Below are 15,901 nucleotides of genomic sequence, written 5' to 3' on the forward strand. Positions count from 1 at the left end.
CCGAAAACAGAACTTGTCAAGACAGTCCGTGTTGTCGGCGAGCCTGGTTCGCCAGCGCCAGAAGACGGGGAATCACCTGCGGGGCCGCCTCGAGCGGGACGACATGCCCGACGCCAGGTAGGACCACGGCCGTCCCGTTCTCCACCGCGCCCGCCAGCTCCTCGACGTCCGCCGTCGGCACGAGCTTGTCGCGCTCCCCCACGATCGCCGTCACCGGCACCGCCCCGACCTGCGACAACGCCGATTCCCGCGTGTAGGCGTCCAGCGCGGGGCGGAACGCGGAGACCGTCTGTGGCCAGTTGCCGCGGATCATCCGCACGGTCAGTTCGACGTCGGCGGGCACCGGGTCGTCGCCGAAGAGCCACCACCGCAGCCCGGCGGTCACCGCCTTGCTCGTATGCTCCCGCACCAGGCCGATCAGCTTCGTCCCGAAGACGATCTCCAGGTCGCGGCCGAGTTTCCCGAGCGCGTTCGGCCAGATCGCGTCCGGTGTGACACCGCCCGCCGACATGGCGAGCAACCCGATTCCGGCCACCCGCGCCGCGAAGACGTCCGGATGGCGCTGGGCGAGCGACAGGATCGCGAGGCCGCCCATGTCATGGCCGACCAGGACCACCTTGCCGCCGGGGACCACCTTCTCGAGTACCTCGGCCAGATCGTCGGCGAGGTGCCCCATGGTCGCCGACGAGGCCCGGACCTCACCGGATTCGCCGTGGCCGCGCTGGTCGTAGGCCACCACGGCCAGCGGCTCCTCCGTAGACGCCTCGGCCAGCACCGGCGCGATGGCACGCCAGCTTCGCCTGTCGAGGGCGTACCCGTGGAGGAGCACAACGGTCACCGGCGCCGACGGATCACCCCAGCGCTCGAAGTGCAGGGGTGTTCCGTCGGCGGCCAGCAGACCGGGCATCAGGCAGAACGGAGGAAGCGGTCGAGTACCCGCACGCCGAACTTCAGCGCGTCGACCGGGACCCGCTCGTCGACCCCGTGGAACAGCGCCGAGAAGTCGAGGTCCGCGGGCAGCTGCAGCGGGGCGAACCCGAAGTTGCGGATCCCGAGGGACTGGAACGACTTCGCGTCGGTGCCGCCGGAAAGCATGTACGGGAGCGTGCGAGCGCCCGGGTCCTCGGCGAGGACCGCGTTGGTCATCGCGTCGACCAGTGCGCCGTCGAAGGTCGTCTCGACCGGCGGCAGCTCCATCCATTCCTTCTCGATGTCCGGGCCGAGGATCTCGTCCAGTTCGGCGTTGAACGCCTCCAGCCTGCCGGGAAGGATCCGGCAATCGACCGAAGCCTCCGCGACGGACGGGATGACGTTCGACTTGTAGCCCGCGGTAAGCATCGTCGGGTTCGCCGTGTCGCGCAGGGTCGCGCCGATCATCCGGGAGATGTTGCCGAGTTTGGCGACGGAACCCTCGATGTCGTCCTCGGGGAAGTCCCAGCCGGTGATCTCGGTGACGCCGTCCAGGAATTCGCGGACGGAGTCGGTCATGACAAGCGGGAAGCGGTGGTTGCCCAGCCTCGCGACGGCTTCGGACAGCTTGGTGACGGCGTTGTCGCGGTGGATCATCGAGCCGTGGCCGGCCGTGCCGCGCACCCGCAGCTTCATCCAGCGGATGCCCTTTTCGGCCGTCTCGATGAGGTACGCGCGGACGTTGTCCTTCAGCGTGATCGAGAAGCCACCGACCTCGCTGATCGCCTCGGTGACACCTTCGAACAGCTCGGGCCGGTTCTCGACCAGCCACTGCGCCCCGTACTTGCCGCCCGCCTCTTCGTCGGCCAGGAACGCGAACACGAGGTCACGCGGCGGGACGATGCCGTTGATCTTGTAGTGGCGGGCCAGCGCGAGCGCCATGCCGCACATGTCCTTCATGTCGACCGCGCCGCGGCCCCAGACGTAGTCGTCCTGGATCGCGCCGGAGAACGGGTGCACCGACCACTCCGAGGCGTCGGCGGGAACGGCGTCGAGGTGACCGTGGATCAGGAGCGCGCCGCGCGACGGGTCGGCGCCCGGGAGCCGGACGATCACGTTGTGGCGGTTCTTGCCGCCGGACTCGACGTAGGTGATCTCGTAGCCCGCGTCGGTGAGCTTCTCGGCGACGTACTCCGCCGCGGCACGTTCACCGACCAGCGTGTCCGGGTCACCCGTGTTGGTCGTGTCGATGCGGATCAGTTCACTGGTGAGGGTGACTGCCTCTTCGGCGGCTGCTTCGATCAAATTCGGTTCGGTCACCAGGCATTCCTACCATTGGCGGAGCCTGTCGACCCGCTGCCACCGCGTGGTGGACGGCGTGTGACCGCCCACCCCCGCGGTGGCACCGCATCCGATCACCGAGCAGGCGCTGGAGTTTGATCGGGTGCCTGGTGATCACCGGAGGGACGCACGGTGCCCTTCCCCGCCACCATCGCGACGACAGCCTGGCCGAACGCGGCGACGCACATCAGGATGAGCGGTGCCTGCCAGCCCGAGCTGACGGAGTGCAGCAACCCGAACAGGACCGGTCCGACCGCCGCCAGCAGATAGCCGACCGACTGCGCCATCGCCGACAGCGCTCCCGCTCCGGCCGCGTCCTGGGCACGCAGGCCGAGGAAGGCCAAGGCGAGCACCAGGCAGGCGCCGCCACCGAAGCCGAGGACGATGGTCCACACCACGGCCCATTCCGGCGCCAAGAGCAGTCCGACGTAGCCGGCGAGCATGATCAGCGAGTTCACCGTCGCCAACCCGCGCTGGTCACGCGCTCGGCGCAGCAACGCGGGTGCGGCCAGGCTCGTCAGCACCGCGACTACCTGGAAGAGGAACAGCAGCCACCCCGCCGAGGCCGGGCTGATCCCGGTGTCCTGGACCACCCCGGGCAGCCACGTCACGACGACGTAGAAGCCCAGCGACTGGAGTCCCATGAACGCCGTGACCGCCCATGCCAGGCCCGATTTCCAGGGCAGCCGATGTCCACCGTGCACCGTCGCCGCGACCGGCGGAGGCGTCCGCAGTTGCGGCGACCACAGCGCGATCGCCAGCAGCGCGAGCACGATCCAGCAGCCCAGCGCGGTCGACCACCCACCGGGCGCGACCTCGCTGATCGGCACGGCCACGCCGGAGGCCACCGCCGCGACACCACCCATGACCGTGGCGTACGCGCTCGTCAGCAGGCCCACTTTCGTGGGGAAGTCGCGTTTGATGAGGCTCGGCAGGAGCACGTTGCCCACCGCGATACCGGCCCCGATCAGTACGGTCCCGCCGAACAGGCCGGCCACCGTCGGGATCCACCGGATCGCGATCCCCACCGTCAGCACCACGAGCGCGCCCGCGAGGACCCGCTCGGGCCCGCGGCGCGCGGCCAGCCGCGGCACCAACGGCGAGATAACCGCGAAAGCGAGGAGGGGCAACGTGTTCAACAGACCGGCCACCGCAGCCGACAGCCCCAGGTCGGCCTGCACTTGATCCAGCAGCGGTCCGACACCGGTCAAGCTGGGCCGCAGGTTCGCCGCGATGACCAGCAAACCCCAAAGCAATAGCGCCTGACCGGAGCGACGCGTCGGCCGTTGTGCGTCCAATGCGGAACTCATGTCAGCCGGCCGCCCTAGTGCAACAGTTCTTCATGCGCCCATATTCGGGTCATCCCGCGTCGGCAACCAGGCCATGCTTAGGCTGGCCCCCACAGGGCTACCCTGACTGGTACGCCCTTGGCGAATGGCACCGTAAGCTGAGGGTCATGGGTACGCCGTTGGGTGACTTCATCCGAGCCAAACGAGACGCTATCCAGCCGGAATCCCTGGGGCTGCCGGACCGAGGCCGTCGCCGGTCACCAGGACTACGCCGTCTGGACCTCGCCGCTCGAGCGGGCATCAGCATGGAATACCTGGCCCGCATCGAGCAGGGGCGCGACCGCAACCCGTCCACCGCGGTCGTGAACGCGATCGCCGACGCGCTCAGCCTCGGCACCTCGGAGCGTAACCACCTGCGTTATCTCGCGAAGATCACCGGGGACGAATGCTCCGCCCATTTCAAGCCCGCGCCGCCGCGCCGTCAGGTGCGTCAGTCCGTCATGGACACCTTGCGCATGCTCGAACAGGGAATCGCCATCGTGACGAACAGGCTGGGCGACGTTCTCGCCTACACCGGCACGTACGCGACGGTCACCAGCGGAACCGGTCTGCTCGACGCCGAAACACCGAACATCACGCGCTACGTTTTCACCGATCCACGCGCGCGCACCTTCTTCACCGATTGGGACGCCATCGCCGACGAGCAGGCGTTCGACCTGTGGCTCGCGCCCTCCGTCGAAAATCTCGAATGGCTCACCGCCGAGCTGATTCCGCTCGCGGGCACCGACTTCACCCGCAGGCTGAACCGCCACGAGGTACCACGACGAGGCGTGCTGCGACTCAAGCATCCGGCCGGCCCTGAGCTTCGGCTGACGCGCGAAACACTGGAGTTGCCAGCCGATGATCAGCAGATCGTCGTGTTCCTGCCCGCGGACGACCAGACGGCACAGGCCGTCGACCAGTTGCACCGGCAGTCCCGAGGTCGACTGCGTTCCATCTCGTGAAACTCGCCGGGACCGACGTAGTCCCGGTACCCGTTTCGATCCGGCACAACGGCGTGCGGCTTCGACAAGAAAGCAATCACCAGGGGGATCACTTTGCGCCGAGCCGAATAATCGCCGTGCCAGCTGATCGAATCAGATAGCCGCCTTCGAGCCGACAGGACGAGCATTCGCCCCGTCGATTTGTCGTGCCGATGAACATCGTGCCCATATCGCACACGCCGAACCGAAAAGTTTGTTCACCATAAGTTCCAAATGGGGATTCTCCTGACCCTGGCGGCGCTCATCGCCGTTTTCGCCACGGGTCCATTAAGGCATCGCATGAAAAGATCCAAACCCCGGTGGTCCACATAGTGGTAACCACTCGATCGGACCAGTTGGACCTGCCGATCATTGGTTAGCATGGGAGCGACTGGGGCTGAGGAATTCAACTGGGGAAGTCTTTTTCCGAGATGGCTTTTGCACTGGGGTCGATGGCGTGCGCCATCAACGAGGAGAGAATTTGCCCACCGTAGGAGTAGTAGGGGCAGGCGTCATCGGGTCTTGCGTTTCCCTGTTTCTGGCACAATGCGGCGTGCGCGTGCATTGCGTGGATCGCGGACGGCCAGGGGGACTCACCACGGACGCCAGTTTCGCGAGGCTGAGCGCATATCAGCAGCCGACCTACCGGCGTTTCGAGTTGAGTCATGCGGGAATCATCGAGCACGCGCATTTCGCACCTCCGGGCTCGCTCCGACGAGCGTCCTGCCCGACTGGGTGATGAGATACATGTAGGGCGAAGGATTTCGATGCCTCAAGCGGCGGTACACGTCTTCCGGTGTCAGGTCGCTGTGCACGTCGATCCGGTGACCTACCTGGATCTGGTAGATGTCCCCGACGCGGATGTGCTCGAGACAGCGCTCGACCCAGCCGAGGAAGGTGTCCTTTTCGACGGAATCGCGCACTGACCGCGGCTTGGTCGCTTCCGGCATCGGACCATCGGCACCGGGGATGTTCCGCAGGACATCCTGGGGCGAGGACTCCGGGAGGTCGGGCCCGGTGGCCACGTGCAAGACCGGCGGTACGTCCTCGCGGTCGAACCACACGGTGTGCTGGAACAGGGTGAGAGTCAGGTCCGGAACGTCGGGTCCGCCCCTGCGTGGCGGCAACTCCTCCATCAACGCGGCGGCGTCGTAGCCGACGGTGGTGAGAAACCCGAAGGCGAACCCCGGCACCTCCGTCCGTACCCGGAACGAGCCGGTGACCTCGCGCAGGGTGTCCCAGACGTTCGCCGCCGGCCGGCCGCAGAGAACCCGGACCAGATCCGCCACCCGGCCGTCGCCCCGGACGGTCACCTCGTCGCCGAGCACGGAGATCTCGACGAGCCTGCCGAACCCCACCACGGTTCCCGTACTCCGGCGGGAGTCGAGATTGCCCGGATGCAGGTCTTCCAGTAGGTAGACGTCTTCCGCACCGAACCGACGGCACAGTTCGTTCCTCACCGCCAGCGCGGACGCGGTGGTTCGCACGGTGATCGCGTCGACGGCGACGTCCACGAATTGCGTCCTCACGCTATCGCACCTCCCTGATTCAGCCGCTGGAAAAGACAACCAAGCCGGGAGCGCCCGCGCCCAGACCACTTCGACTCCGCTCGACCGGACCACTCGGCGAATTCGTTGCGCACAAGCGCGAAATCGTGGTGGTCTGCCTTTCGTGACGAATTCCGAAGTACTCGTCCCTTGGCGGGACGCGACCGCGGCGCACCAACCGGAATGGCCGGATCGCGCCGCCCTGCGCGAGGTGCTCGCCAGGTTGTCGGCCGCGCCCGGGCTGGTCACCCCACGCGCGTGCGACGACCTGCGGCACCGCCTCGCGGAGGTGGCCTCCGGCCGGGCCTTCGCGCTGCAGGGCGGCGACTGCGCGGAGACCTTCGACGGTGCGACACCGAGGGCGATCCAGGCCAAGACCAAGACCCTGCTGCAGATGGCCGTCGTGCTGACCCACGCGGCCGCGATGCCGATCGTCAAGATCGGCCGGATGGCCGGGCAGTACGCGAAGCCGCGGTCGAGCTCCACCGAGACTCGCGACGGCCTCGCCCTGCCGGTGTACCGGGGCGACGCGGTGAACGGCTACCCCTTCGACGCCGCGGCGCGGCGACCGGATCCGGCCCGGCTGTGGCGGATGTACGAGGCATCACGATCCACATTGGACATCGTGGACGGCTACGCGCGGAACGGATACGCGAGCCTCGATCAGCTGCATCGATGGAACCGGGACTTCGTGGCGAACTCGCCGTCGGGTGCCCGGTACGAGGAGGTGGCCTACGAAATCGATCGCGCGTTACGGTTCATGCGCGCCTGCGGCGCCCAGCCCGAAGAACTGCGCTCGGCCGAGATCTTCGCCAGCCACGAGGGCCTGCTGCTGGACTACGAGGACACGCTCACCCGCACCGATCACAGCACTGGGCGCGACTACGCCACCAGTGGCCACATGTTGTGGATCGGCGAACGCACCCGCGCGTTGGACGGCGCCCACGTCGCCTACTTCAGAAGCATCGCCAACCCCATCGGGGTCAAGCTCGGTCCGACGACGACCCCCGCCGAAGTGCGATCCTATGTGGACATTCTCGACCCGGACCGCGAGCCGGGCAGGCTGACCTTCATCACCAGGATGGGCGCGCGGCAGATCCGTGATCGGCTCCCCACCCTGATCCGGGCCGCCCAAGCCGTCGGCGGAGTGTCCGTCTGGATCTGTGACCCGATGCATGGCAACACCTTCACGGCCTCGAGCGGCCACAAGACGCGGTTGTTCGCCGACGTCGTCGACGAGGTGCGCGGCTTCTTCGAGGTCCACCGCGCACTCGGTACGCATCCCGGTGGCGTCCACGTGGAGTTCACCGGAGAGGACGTGACCGAGTGCGTCGGTGGCAGTAACGAAGTCCTGGTCGACCACCTGCACCACCGCTACGAGTCCACGTGCGATCCCAGGCTCAACCGCAGCCAGTCGCTCGACCTCGCGTTCGATATCGCCGAGCTGCTGTGAACGGGCGGGCGACCCACCTGCGCGACTCCCTTGACCATCGCCTCGGCCCACAGCCAAGATCACGAACTCGCCCGTTCGGAGGACAAGCGACCCCGATTCATGATTACTTGTGCACGCAAGTGTTCCGAGAGAACTGGGGCTACACAAGTGAAGAAGAAGATCGCGGCGACCGCCGCCGTCCTGGGCGCGCTGGCGTCGACGATCGCGTTCGCGCAGCCTGCCGGCGCGGGTGTCGATCCGAGGTACTACTACGAGTCCAGCTGGTCCACAGAGGGCGACTGCCGGATCAACGGCCACTCCGGCCAGCAGGCCGGCCGCTGGTCGGCCTACTTCTGCTCCGCGTCGACCTGGACGTGGGATCTCTACATCAAGCGGTAAGGCGCGACGCCGGCTCCGGTGGTGCGATCCGCACCACCGGAGCCGGGCGGTCAGATCACTGTCACGGTCGCGTCCACCGGCGGCTGCTGATCCGCGGGCAAGAAGCACCACCAGTAGGTGAGCGGCCTGCCGAAGCGATGAAGGCCGAGGGTGACGGTGCCTGGAGTCGAGAACGTGACCTGCTGTGTGCCCTCGACGCTGAAATGCCCACCGGTCGCGATCGTGGCCGGGTTCTTCAGTGAGTCGATCTTGACCTCGCCGGTGCCCGCCCCTCCCTGTGTCAGGAAGCCGACCAACCAGGCCGACCCCGCCGACAGCTCCGAATTCGGCCATGGCTCGACGCCGTCGACCTTGACGAAAACGGCAGCCTCCACGTTCCTTTTCACGGTGGCGGGCGCGGTGATGGTCACGTGCACGGTCTGGCTGGCAAGCCTCGGATGACAGCTCCAGGTCTGGGTGACGGTGTCGGCCGCGGCCGAATCCGCCGGGACGCTCCGCCGAACGCGGTCGCCAGCTCGATGGCGACGGTCGCGATTGTTCGACGAAACACAGGAAACCCGCTTCCGGTGGGTAAGTGAGCGATCACCGTCCCGCACCCGGGCGGAGTGTCTTCCTTCGTGCAATCGGACGCGGGGTGTCGTCACCCGTATCGGTGATTCTCACCGACTCACCATTCGTGGCGTGTGGATCACCGGTTCGTGTCACGCGCCCGCCCACTTGCCGTAGCGGAGGCTTAGCTTCCACATTGGTCCGCCTCGAGCTCGCTACGCACAGTGTCATCGCCCGCGAAGCCCACCCCTGGCGCAAAACACGAAAGACTTACGTGTTTATCGTAGGAAGATTCACGACCCGCCGACGGCCCGGGAAATCGTTTTTTGACAGCGTGCCAACGTGGTGAAAATCTTCGATCGCTCCTCGCGAGAGCACAACCGAACACGAAATCCGATACAAGGAGCCCCTCAATGCAGATGTTCACCCAGCACGTGCACCACGGCCACGACCTGATCTCGGGTCTGCTCGCGCACCTGGCCCACGTGCTCGGATGGCTGGTCTGACGCTCTAAGCACAGGGTTTGACGGGGGCCAATCTGTTGGCGCGGGTCGGCCCCTCGTGTTTGCGACCCGGTAAAGGGACACGACCGTGTCCCTTTACCGGGTTCCGGTTTTTCACCACCGAATAGGAAAGTGCGTCAATTCTCAAGGGTTCCGGGCGGACGCGGGCCGGACCCCCAGTAACCGGCCCGCGCCCGAGTTCCGCGCCACCCGACCATGGTGCGGCCGGGACCGGTCCCCGCGCATGGGTGCCTGGACCCCATATTCCGCTGAAGACTCTCTCGCCCGTCACTCTCCGGACATCTTCGTGCGTGCGCTGAATGTGGGGGTGCGGCACCCATGTGCGGGCGACCCCGGGCTGAAACCATGACTTCCGTGACGCCCCGACCATCCGCGCCGTCCCTGCCGCCGAGGTGGTGGGTACCCGGCCAGACCCCGCGCGAACGGACAGCGGACAAGCCCACCTGGGCGGACTTCGCCGAACACGCGGTCACCGCGCTTCTGCCGGAGCGTCCCCCAGCCGGTGACTGGCGTGTCGACTTCGCCGGGGTCTTCAGGCCGCTCGTCCACGCCGCTTCCCGTGACGCGGTCCCAGGCGATCTCCCAGGCGCCGACATCGAAGCCCTCCGCAGGGGTTTCGCGGCTCAACTCGACCAGCATCTGCTGAAGCTCGCGGTCCGGACACTGGTCCTCGAACTCCACCGCGACCGCAAGGCCGGACACCTCCAGGGTGAGACCCCCGAAGAGCGTTTCTCGGATTTCGCGCGACGGCAAGCCACTCCGGCCGGGCTCGTCCGGTTGTTCGGCGAATACCCGGTGCTGGCCCGGCTCGTCGCCCAGGCGTGCCTCCACGCCGTCGAGGCCCACGCCGAAACGCTGGCCCGGTTCTCGGCCGACGCCGCCTTGCTGCCCTGCTCGGTCGTCGACGGCGAACTCGGCACGCTCGTCGAAGTCGCGGGCGGGATCGGCGACTCGCACGCCCGCGGCCGTTCGGTCAAACTGCTCCGGTTCTCCAGCGGCGCCAAGGTGATCTACAAACCCCGGCCGCTGATCCTGCACGAGCGGTTCACCGACGTCGTCACGCTGCTGAACAAACGGCTGCCCGGCCTCGAACTGCGGACCGCGGACGCGTTACCGCGTGCGGGCTACGGCTGGCTCCGGTTCGTCGAGCACCGGCCGTGCGCCGATATCGGTGACGTCGACCGTTTCTACCGGCGGCAAGGCATCCTCCTGGCGCTCCTGTACTCGCTCGACGCCACCGACGTCCACTACGAGAACATCATCGCCTGCGGCGACCAGCCGGTGCTGATCGACATCGAGACGCTCTTCCAGCCATCGCCGCCCGATCCGCCGGAGGGCGACCCCGCGGCGGCGATGCTGGCGCGCTCGGTCCAGCGCACGCTGCTGCTCCCCCAGCTCTTCGCTGGCGAACACGGGGCCGTCGACATCTCCGGCCTCGCCGGCCGCGGTGGCAAGCTGCCCACCGACCGCGTCGACTGGGCCGATCCGGGCACCGACCGCATGCGACTGGTCCGGGTGCCCGGCGAACTCGCGGGCGGGAACAACCTGCCGCGTCTCGACGGCCGCGACGTCACGCCCGCCGAGCACAGTGCCGCGCTGCTGGCCGGATTCCGGCTCGGTTACGACGCGATCTCCAGCGCGCGGGACGAGCTCGCCGAGCACCTCCGGCGCTGCGCCGAGGATCCCATCCGGGTGCTCATCCGGCCGACGAACTTCTACTTCCGTTTACTGGACGAGACCACCCATCCCGACCTGCTTCGCGACGCCGCCGACCGCGACCGCGCGTTCGACCTGCTCGAAGAGGATTCCGCCGACGAGGAGAAGCTGCTCCGCCTGGTGCCCCACGAGCGGGACGATCTCTGGGCGGGCGACGTGCCGATGTTCACCTCGAACCCCGGCTCGACGTCGCTGGTGGATTCCCGCGGCGAGAACGTCGAAGGCGTGGTCGAACGGCCGTCGCTGGACACCGTGCTGGCCAAGCTCGCCGACATGGACCCGCTCGACCAGCGCGACCAGGAATGGCTGATCTCGGCCACCCTCGCCATCAGCACGGCGACCGTGGGCCATCTCGGCGGCGAGACCGCGGAAACGGCGGCGCCGAACCAGGCGCCCGACGCGGAACGGCTGCTGGTCACCGCGTGCGGCATCGCCGACCAGATCGTCGCCAACGCCTTCTCCGACGAACACCGGTCCAACTGGCTCGGGATCGAACTCGTCGACGACCGGTACTGGACCGTGCTGCCGATGGGCGCCGGGCTCGGCGAGGGCTACTGCGGTGTCGCGTTGTTCCTCGCTCAGCTCGCCGAACTGACCGGGATCGCGCGATACCGCGACCTGGCCGCGTACGCGATCAGCCCGCTCCCCGGCCTCTTCGCCACGCTCCGCGCCGACCGGGAGCTGGCCGCCACAGCCGGATGTGGTGGCCTTCTCGGCCTCGGCGGCGTCGCGTACACGATCGCCCGGCTCAGCACCCTGGTCGGCCTTCCCGCGGGCGATCTCATCGAGCAGGCCGTCGACCTGATGCCCGACGCCACCCCGGAAACACCGTCCGGGTTCACGACAGGACTGGCCGGCGGTGTCGCGTCGATGCGGTCGGTGTATGTCCAAACAGGACTGGACACGGCGCTGACGCGGGCCGACCGCTACGCCGGAGAGCTGCTCGGCCGTGAACGTCCGCGAGAGAAGTCGTTCGCCCGCGGTTCGGCCGGGATCGACTGGGTGTTGCGGGCGCACGATCGTTCCGGCGAAGAACCACCCGGAAGGGCGGACGATCGGGCGGAAAGCACCGGCGGCTGGTGCGGAGGTCTCGCGGGTGACGCGCTCGGCCTCGCCGCCCACCTAGCCGATCCCGGGCACGCCAGGGACCTCGACCGGACGATCAAACGGCTGGCCGACGGGGCGCCGCTGAAGGATCTCAGCCTCTGCCACGGCGAGTCCGGAGTGCTGGACGTGTTGTGCGTGCTGGCAGAGAACGGGCACACTGGCGCCGCCGCCGCGGTACGCCGCCGGACCGGTCATCTGCTCGCCGCCATCGACCAGCGCGGTGCCCGCTGCGGGACACCCGGCGCGGTGCCCTCGCCAGGGCTGCTGAGCGGTCTGGCGGGAATCGGTTACGGCCTGCTGCGGCTGGGATTCGGTGACCGGGTCCCCTCCGCGCTCCTGCTCCGCCCAGACCGGCCGCATCCCGCGGCCAGCGTAGTTCCGCCGGTAAATCGAGTATGAGGAGAAAACCGCATGTACGACAGAGAACTGCCCGCCACCGAAGACGTCCTCGGCGCCGTGAACCTGCCGCGCGCCCTCGAGGTCGGCTCGCGCAACCACGCGCTGGCGGGCGGCAAGCCGCGGCTGAGCGCCAACCCGCTCGCCACCCTGTCCACGGACCCCGGTTCGCCGTCCGTCGTCAGCGTCTTCACCGGCGGCTGGATCTGAGACAGGCTCACGGAGGCGGGTTCGCGCCGCCCGCCTCCGTGATCATTTCGCGCCGGTGACGGGGGAATCCGCTCGCTATAGTCACGGCGGTGGGTATCCGTTCGTCGCGGGTGATCGGCCGCGACGCCGAACTGGCCGAGCTCTCCGGAGCTCTCGATCGCGCCATCGCGGGTCGCGGCGGCGCGATCTTCCTCGTGGGTGAAGGCGGGATCGGCAAGTCCCGGCTCGCGATCGAAGCCGCCGCACGAGCGGTCTCCGCCGAAATCCCGGTGCTGCAAGGACGGGCCGGTTCGATCGGCCCGCTCGTCCCGTTCCGTCCGCTGGCCCAGGCGCTGTGGTCGCATTTCCGCGGCGGAGGCCCGCCGTCGGCGGCCGAACTCGACCCGTTCGTCCCCGTGCTCGCCCAGCTCATCCCCGACTGGGGCCGGGGCGACCGGCCGCGGGAGTCGGGCTCCCTGCTGGTGCTCGCCGAAGCGGTGTTCCGGCTGCTGGCCGTCACCAGCCGCGACCGCGGCGCCCTCCTGGTCCTCGACGATCTCCAGGACGCCGACGCGGAGACGCTGTTCATTCTCGAATACCTCGTCGACAACCTGTCCTCGGCGCACGTCCTCTTCGTGGGAACGCTCCGCAACGAACCCTCCGACGCACTTCGCCTGGCGACCTCCGGGGCGCAACGGATGAGCTGCGCCGTCGTCGAATTGGGCAGGCTCGGCCTCGCCGACACCCGCGCCCTCGCCGCCGCCTGCCTCGAGACCGAGCCGGAGCTGCTTCCGTCGGCCGCGGCGGACCTGTTGTGGCGCAACAGCGCCGGCCTTCCGTTCATCGTCGAGGAACTGCTCCACGGCATGGTGAACGACGGACTGCTGGTCGAGGGCCCCGACGGCTGGCGAGTCATCGGCGAACTCCGCGCCCGCGTTCCCGCCGCGCTGGTCACCAGTATCGGCGTCCGGATGGAGCAACTCGGCGAGCAGGCGGGCGAACTACTGTCGGTCGCGGCGATCATCGGCCGCCGCTTCCCGCTGACGGTGGTCCAGACGGTCACCGGCACCAACGACCGAACCCTGCACAACCACCTGAGCGCCGCGGTCTCGGCGAACCTGGTGACCACCGACGAGACGACACCCGGCTGGTACGCCTTCCGTCATCCGCTCACCGCCGAAGCGTTGCTGGCACGCCAGTCACCGGCACGGAAGGCGGCTCTCGCCCGTCAGGCCGCCGACGCCGTCGAAAAGCTCTACCCGGGGCTGCCGGGTGACCTGTGCGCGCTCGTCGCGTCGCTCCGGCTGACCGCGCTTGACGAACAGGCGGCCGGACGCCTGTTCGCCGAAACCGGCCGCCGCGCCCTCGACGCGGGCGCCGCCGACTCCGCGGTCACGATGCTCACCAAGGCCGTCGACCTGCTCGCCGGGGCCGACGCGGGTGATCGGGCCGAAGTGCTGGAGACGCTGGTGCACGCGCTCGGGCAGACCGGTCAGTTCGACCGCGCCGTCGAGCTGTCCGCCGGATTCGGCGAGATCGGCACCCTCGAACGGGCCGCGAAACTACATACCCAGCTCGCCTGGGCGGCCTACATCGCCGGACGGCACGACGAATGCCTCGGCCAGATCGAACGCGCCCGCGCTCCCCTCGGTTCGGCGATCTCGCCTGCTCAGCGAGCCGCGCTCGACGCCGTCGAAGCGAACCTCTGGCTGGACGTTCCCGGGCGGGCGGACACGGCGGAACGCCTCGCGCGCCAGGCCTGGAAGGTGGCCGAGGCGACCGAGCAGCCCTTCGTCGTCTGTCAGGCGCTCCAGGTGCTCGGCATGCTCGCGCTGTCGCGGGACCTCACCGAATCCGAGCACTACATGCAGCTCGCGCGGCGGACCGCCGAGGACAACCATCTCCACCATCTGCGCACCCAGGCGCTGGTCCGCCTTGGCGGGCATCGCGTGCTGATGAACGGCGACGAGCAGACCCTGCTGCTCGCCCGGGCGGACGCCCAGCGGACCGGGTCGATCACGCTGCACTGCGCGGTCGATTCCGTGCGCACCATGCACGCGATCCTGCGCTGCGAATTCGGCACCGCGCACGCGCTGCTGGCGGAGAACCTCGCCGTGCTCGGCAGGCTCAGGTTGACCGCGCTGCTGCAATACGCCCATATGACGAGAGCGATGTCCGCCGGGCACCGGGCGGACCGCCCGGCGATGGAGCAGGCGCTCGACGACTTCCGGGAGAGCGGCGGCGAGAACGCGCAGGAGATGGTGCTCAGCATCGGGCTCGCGCGGGTCTTCTGTTCGCTGCTCGAAGAGGACTTCGACCGGGCTCGCCGCGAACTCGGCCAGGTCGTCGAGCTGGAGGACCGGCGGCCGAGCCGGTTCCACCTCGCCGGCAGGCACGGGCTCCGGACGCTGGTCGAGACCCTCCACGGCGCCCCCTGCCCGGAGGACGGCTCCGCCGTGAGCGGGATGCGATGGAACCGGCAGTTCGTCGAATTCGCGCACGCGGTCGAGCACGGCAGACGAGGCGACGCGGTGGCGGCAGGGCAGGCGGTGGCCTCCGCGCTGGAGACGTCGGCGCCCTATCCCCTCGCCCGGCATCTCGGGCTCCGGCTGATCGCCGAACCGGCCGCCGCCGACGGCTGGGGTGATCCGGCCGGCTGGCTCAAGGAGGCCGAAGAGTACTTCCATCGCAGGGAGATCCCGGCGGTCGCGGCCGCGTGCCGGACCCTCCTGCGCAAACTCGGCGCCCCCGTCCGGCAGCGCCGCTCCGGGGTCGACCGCGTCCCCGTGGACCTGCGAGCGTCCGGCGTCACCGTGCGCGAATACGAGGTCCTGGTGCTGCTCGCCGAGCGGATGGGCAACAAGGACATCGGCGCCCGCCTGCACATCTCGCCGCGCACGGTCGAGAAGCACGTCGCGAGCCTGCTCGCCAAGACCGGGCTCGCCGACCGTGCGGCACTCGCCGAACGCGCCGCCGGACCGCGACCTGGCATGCTGTGATCCATGAGCGACCTCATCGTGTACGGCGCCGGCTGGTGCCCCGACGTCAAACGCAGCCGTGCCCTCCTGGACTCGAAGGGCATCGAGTACGACTACGTCGACGTCGAGGCGGATTCCGGCGCGGAGGAGACCGTGCGGGCGCTGCAGAACGGTGAACGGCGGATCCCGACGATCGTCTGGCCGGACGGCACCCACCTGGTCGAGCCGAGCGACGACGAGCTCACCGCCCACCTGAACCGGTGACCCTGCCGGACGTCCCGCTCGGCACGAGGGTCGTCGTGCGGTACCGGATCGAGGGCGGGTTCACCGACGCGCTCGGCTACCTCCGTTCCCGTGACGGCACGGAATGCGCGGTGGAGACCAAACGCGGGCTCGCCACCATCCGGCTGGCCGACATCGTGCTGGCGAAGACGGTCCCGCCCCCACCACCGCCGCGTCCTCGCCCGGCCTGATCACCCGTTTTCGCCCCGGCGCCACCGGGT

At 68.7% G+C, this 15,901-nt stretch carries 14 protein-coding genes; 9 read left to right on the forward strand and 5 right to left on the reverse strand.

What is annotated here, in order from left to right; translation table 11 throughout:
• Positions 1 to 16: 16 nt before the first annotated feature.
• From ACZ1DY_RS23115 to ACZ1DY_RS23125, 3 genes are all read right to left on the reverse strand, one after another.
• Positions 17 to 907 carry an alpha/beta fold hydrolase gene (locus ACZ1DY_RS23115; protein WP_465480802.1) on the reverse strand — a complete coding sequence of 297 codons (891 nt, stop codon included), beginning with the start codon at positions 905 to 907 and terminating at the stop codon, positions 17 to 19.
• Positions 907 to 2,229 (reverse strand): M20/M25/M40 family metallo-hydrolase, encoded by a 1,323-nt coding sequence (locus ACZ1DY_RS23120; RefSeq protein ID WP_257486462.1) that lies wholly within the window; start codon positions 2,227 to 2,229, stop codon positions 907 to 909. The genes ACZ1DY_RS23115 and ACZ1DY_RS23120 overlap by 1 nt, the downstream gene beginning before the upstream one ends.
• Before the next feature lie 95 nt (positions 2,230 to 2,324).
• A complete protein-coding gene (locus tag ACZ1DY_RS23125) occupies positions 2,325 to 3,560 on the reverse strand; it encodes an MFS transporter (protein WP_257486461.1) in 1,236 nt (411 codons plus the stop codon).
• A gap of 146 nt (positions 3,561 to 3,706) precedes the next feature.
• On the opposite strand from ACZ1DY_RS23125, the gene ACZ1DY_RS23130 reads away from it, so the two are divergent.
• Together ACZ1DY_RS23130 and ACZ1DY_RS23135 are read left to right on the forward strand one after the other, a co-directional pair.
• Positions 3,707 to 4,543, forward strand: coding sequence for a helix-turn-helix domain-containing protein (locus ACZ1DY_RS23130; protein ID WP_465480803.1), 837 nt, complete (start codon positions 3,707 to 3,709; stop codon positions 4,541 to 4,543).
• 475 nt (positions 4,544 to 5,018) lie between these two features.
• On the forward strand, positions 5,019 to 5,300 hold the full coding sequence (locus ACZ1DY_RS23135; protein WP_465480804.1) for an FAD-dependent oxidoreductase: 282 nt from the start codon (positions 5,019 to 5,021) through the stop codon (positions 5,298 to 5,300).
• On the opposite strand, the gene ACZ1DY_RS23140 is transcribed toward ACZ1DY_RS23135, so the two are convergent.
• The gene (locus ACZ1DY_RS23140) at positions 5,236 to 6,090 is read right to left on the reverse strand and encodes a chorismate-binding protein (protein ID WP_465480805.1); all 855 of its coding nucleotides are present in this window, start codon (positions 6,088 to 6,090) and stop codon (positions 5,236 to 5,238) included. The two genes, ACZ1DY_RS23135 and ACZ1DY_RS23140, sit on opposite strands and share 65 nt — an antisense overlap.
• A gap of 142 nt (positions 6,091 to 6,232) precedes the next feature.
• Between ACZ1DY_RS23140 and ACZ1DY_RS23145 the strand changes: the two genes are divergently transcribed.
• The gene (locus ACZ1DY_RS23145) at positions 6,233 to 7,561 is read left to right on the forward strand and encodes a class II 3-deoxy-7-phosphoheptulonate synthase (RefSeq protein WP_465480806.1); all 1,329 of its coding nucleotides are present in this window, start codon (positions 6,233 to 6,235) and stop codon (positions 7,559 to 7,561) included.
• 147 nt (positions 7,562 to 7,708) lie between these two features.
• Positions 7,709 to 7,939: a hypothetical protein gene (locus ACZ1DY_RS23150; protein ID WP_126733130.1), complete on the forward strand. Its 231-nt coding sequence runs from the start codon at positions 7,709 to 7,711 to the stop codon at positions 7,937 to 7,939.
• A 50-nt stretch (positions 7,940 to 7,989) separates the two neighbouring features.
• Here the strand turns inward: ACZ1DY_RS23150 and ACZ1DY_RS23155 are convergent, their stop codons facing one another.
• Positions 7,990 to 8,349, reverse strand: a complete 360-nt coding sequence (locus ACZ1DY_RS23155) for a hypothetical protein (RefSeq protein WP_465480807.1) — start codon at positions 8,347 to 8,349, stop codon at positions 7,990 to 7,992.
• A 1,008-nt stretch (positions 8,350 to 9,357) separates the two neighbouring features.
• On the opposite strand from ACZ1DY_RS23155, the gene ACZ1DY_RS23160 reads away from it, so the two are divergent.
• The 5 genes from ACZ1DY_RS23160 to ACZ1DY_RS23180 all read left to right on the forward strand — a co-directional run bounded on the left by ACZ1DY_RS23160 (position 9,358) and on the right by ACZ1DY_RS23180 (position 15,871).
• A complete protein-coding gene (locus ACZ1DY_RS23160; protein ID WP_465480808.1) occupies positions 9,358 to 12,234 on the forward strand; it encodes a type 2 lanthipeptide synthetase LanM family protein in 2,877 nt (958 codons plus the stop codon).
• Positions 12,235 to 12,246: 12 nt separating this feature from the next.
• A complete protein-coding gene (locus ACZ1DY_RS23165) occupies positions 12,247 to 12,441 on the forward strand; it encodes a hypothetical protein (RefSeq protein WP_192742314.1) in 195 nt (64 codons plus the stop codon).
• A gap of 89 nt (positions 12,442 to 12,530) precedes the next feature.
• Positions 12,531 to 15,419, forward strand: coding sequence for a helix-turn-helix transcriptional regulator (locus ACZ1DY_RS23170; RefSeq protein ID WP_465480809.1), 2,889 nt, complete (start codon positions 12,531 to 12,533; stop codon positions 15,417 to 15,419).
• Between the two features lie 3 nt (positions 15,420 to 15,422).
• Positions 15,423 to 15,662, forward strand: coding sequence for a glutaredoxin family protein (locus tag ACZ1DY_RS23175; protein WP_126733136.1), 240 nt, complete (start codon positions 15,423 to 15,425; stop codon positions 15,660 to 15,662).
• Positions 15,659 to 15,871 (forward strand): putative acetyltransferase, encoded by a 213-nt coding sequence (locus tag ACZ1DY_RS23180; protein ID WP_465480810.1) that lies wholly within the window; start codon positions 15,659 to 15,661, stop codon positions 15,869 to 15,871. The genes ACZ1DY_RS23175 and ACZ1DY_RS23180 overlap by 4 nt, the downstream gene beginning before the upstream one ends.
• Positions 15,872 to 15,901: the final 30 nt, after the last annotated feature.

The sequence above is a fragment of the Amycolatopsis sp. PSD-21 genome (assembly GCF_055561455.1).

Bases quoted from the DNA above. Each gene is read 5' to 3' on its own strand.
- ACZ1DY_RS23115 (WP_465480802.1), bottom strand. From the start codon at position 907: ATGCCCGGTCTGCTGGCCGCCGACGGAACACCCCTGCACTTCGAGCGC.
- ACZ1DY_RS23125 (WP_257486461.1), bottom strand. From the start codon at position 3,560: ATGAGTTCCGCATTGGACGCACAACGGCCGACGCGTCGCTCCGGTCAG.
- ACZ1DY_RS23130 (WP_465480803.1), top strand. From the start codon at position 3,707: ATGGGTACGCCGTTGGGTGACTTCATCCGAGCCAAACGAGACGCTATC.
- ACZ1DY_RS23160 (WP_465480808.1), top strand. From the start codon at position 9,358: ATGACTTCCGTGACGCCCCGACCATCCGCGCCGTCCCTGCCGCCGAGG.
- ACZ1DY_RS23165 (WP_192742314.1), top strand. From the start codon at position 12,247: ATGTACGACAGAGAACTGCCCGCCACCGAAGACGTCCTCGGCGCCGTG.
- ACZ1DY_RS23175 (WP_126733136.1), top strand. From the start codon at position 15,423: ATGAGCGACCTCATCGTGTACGGCGCCGGCTGGTGCCCCGACGTCAAA.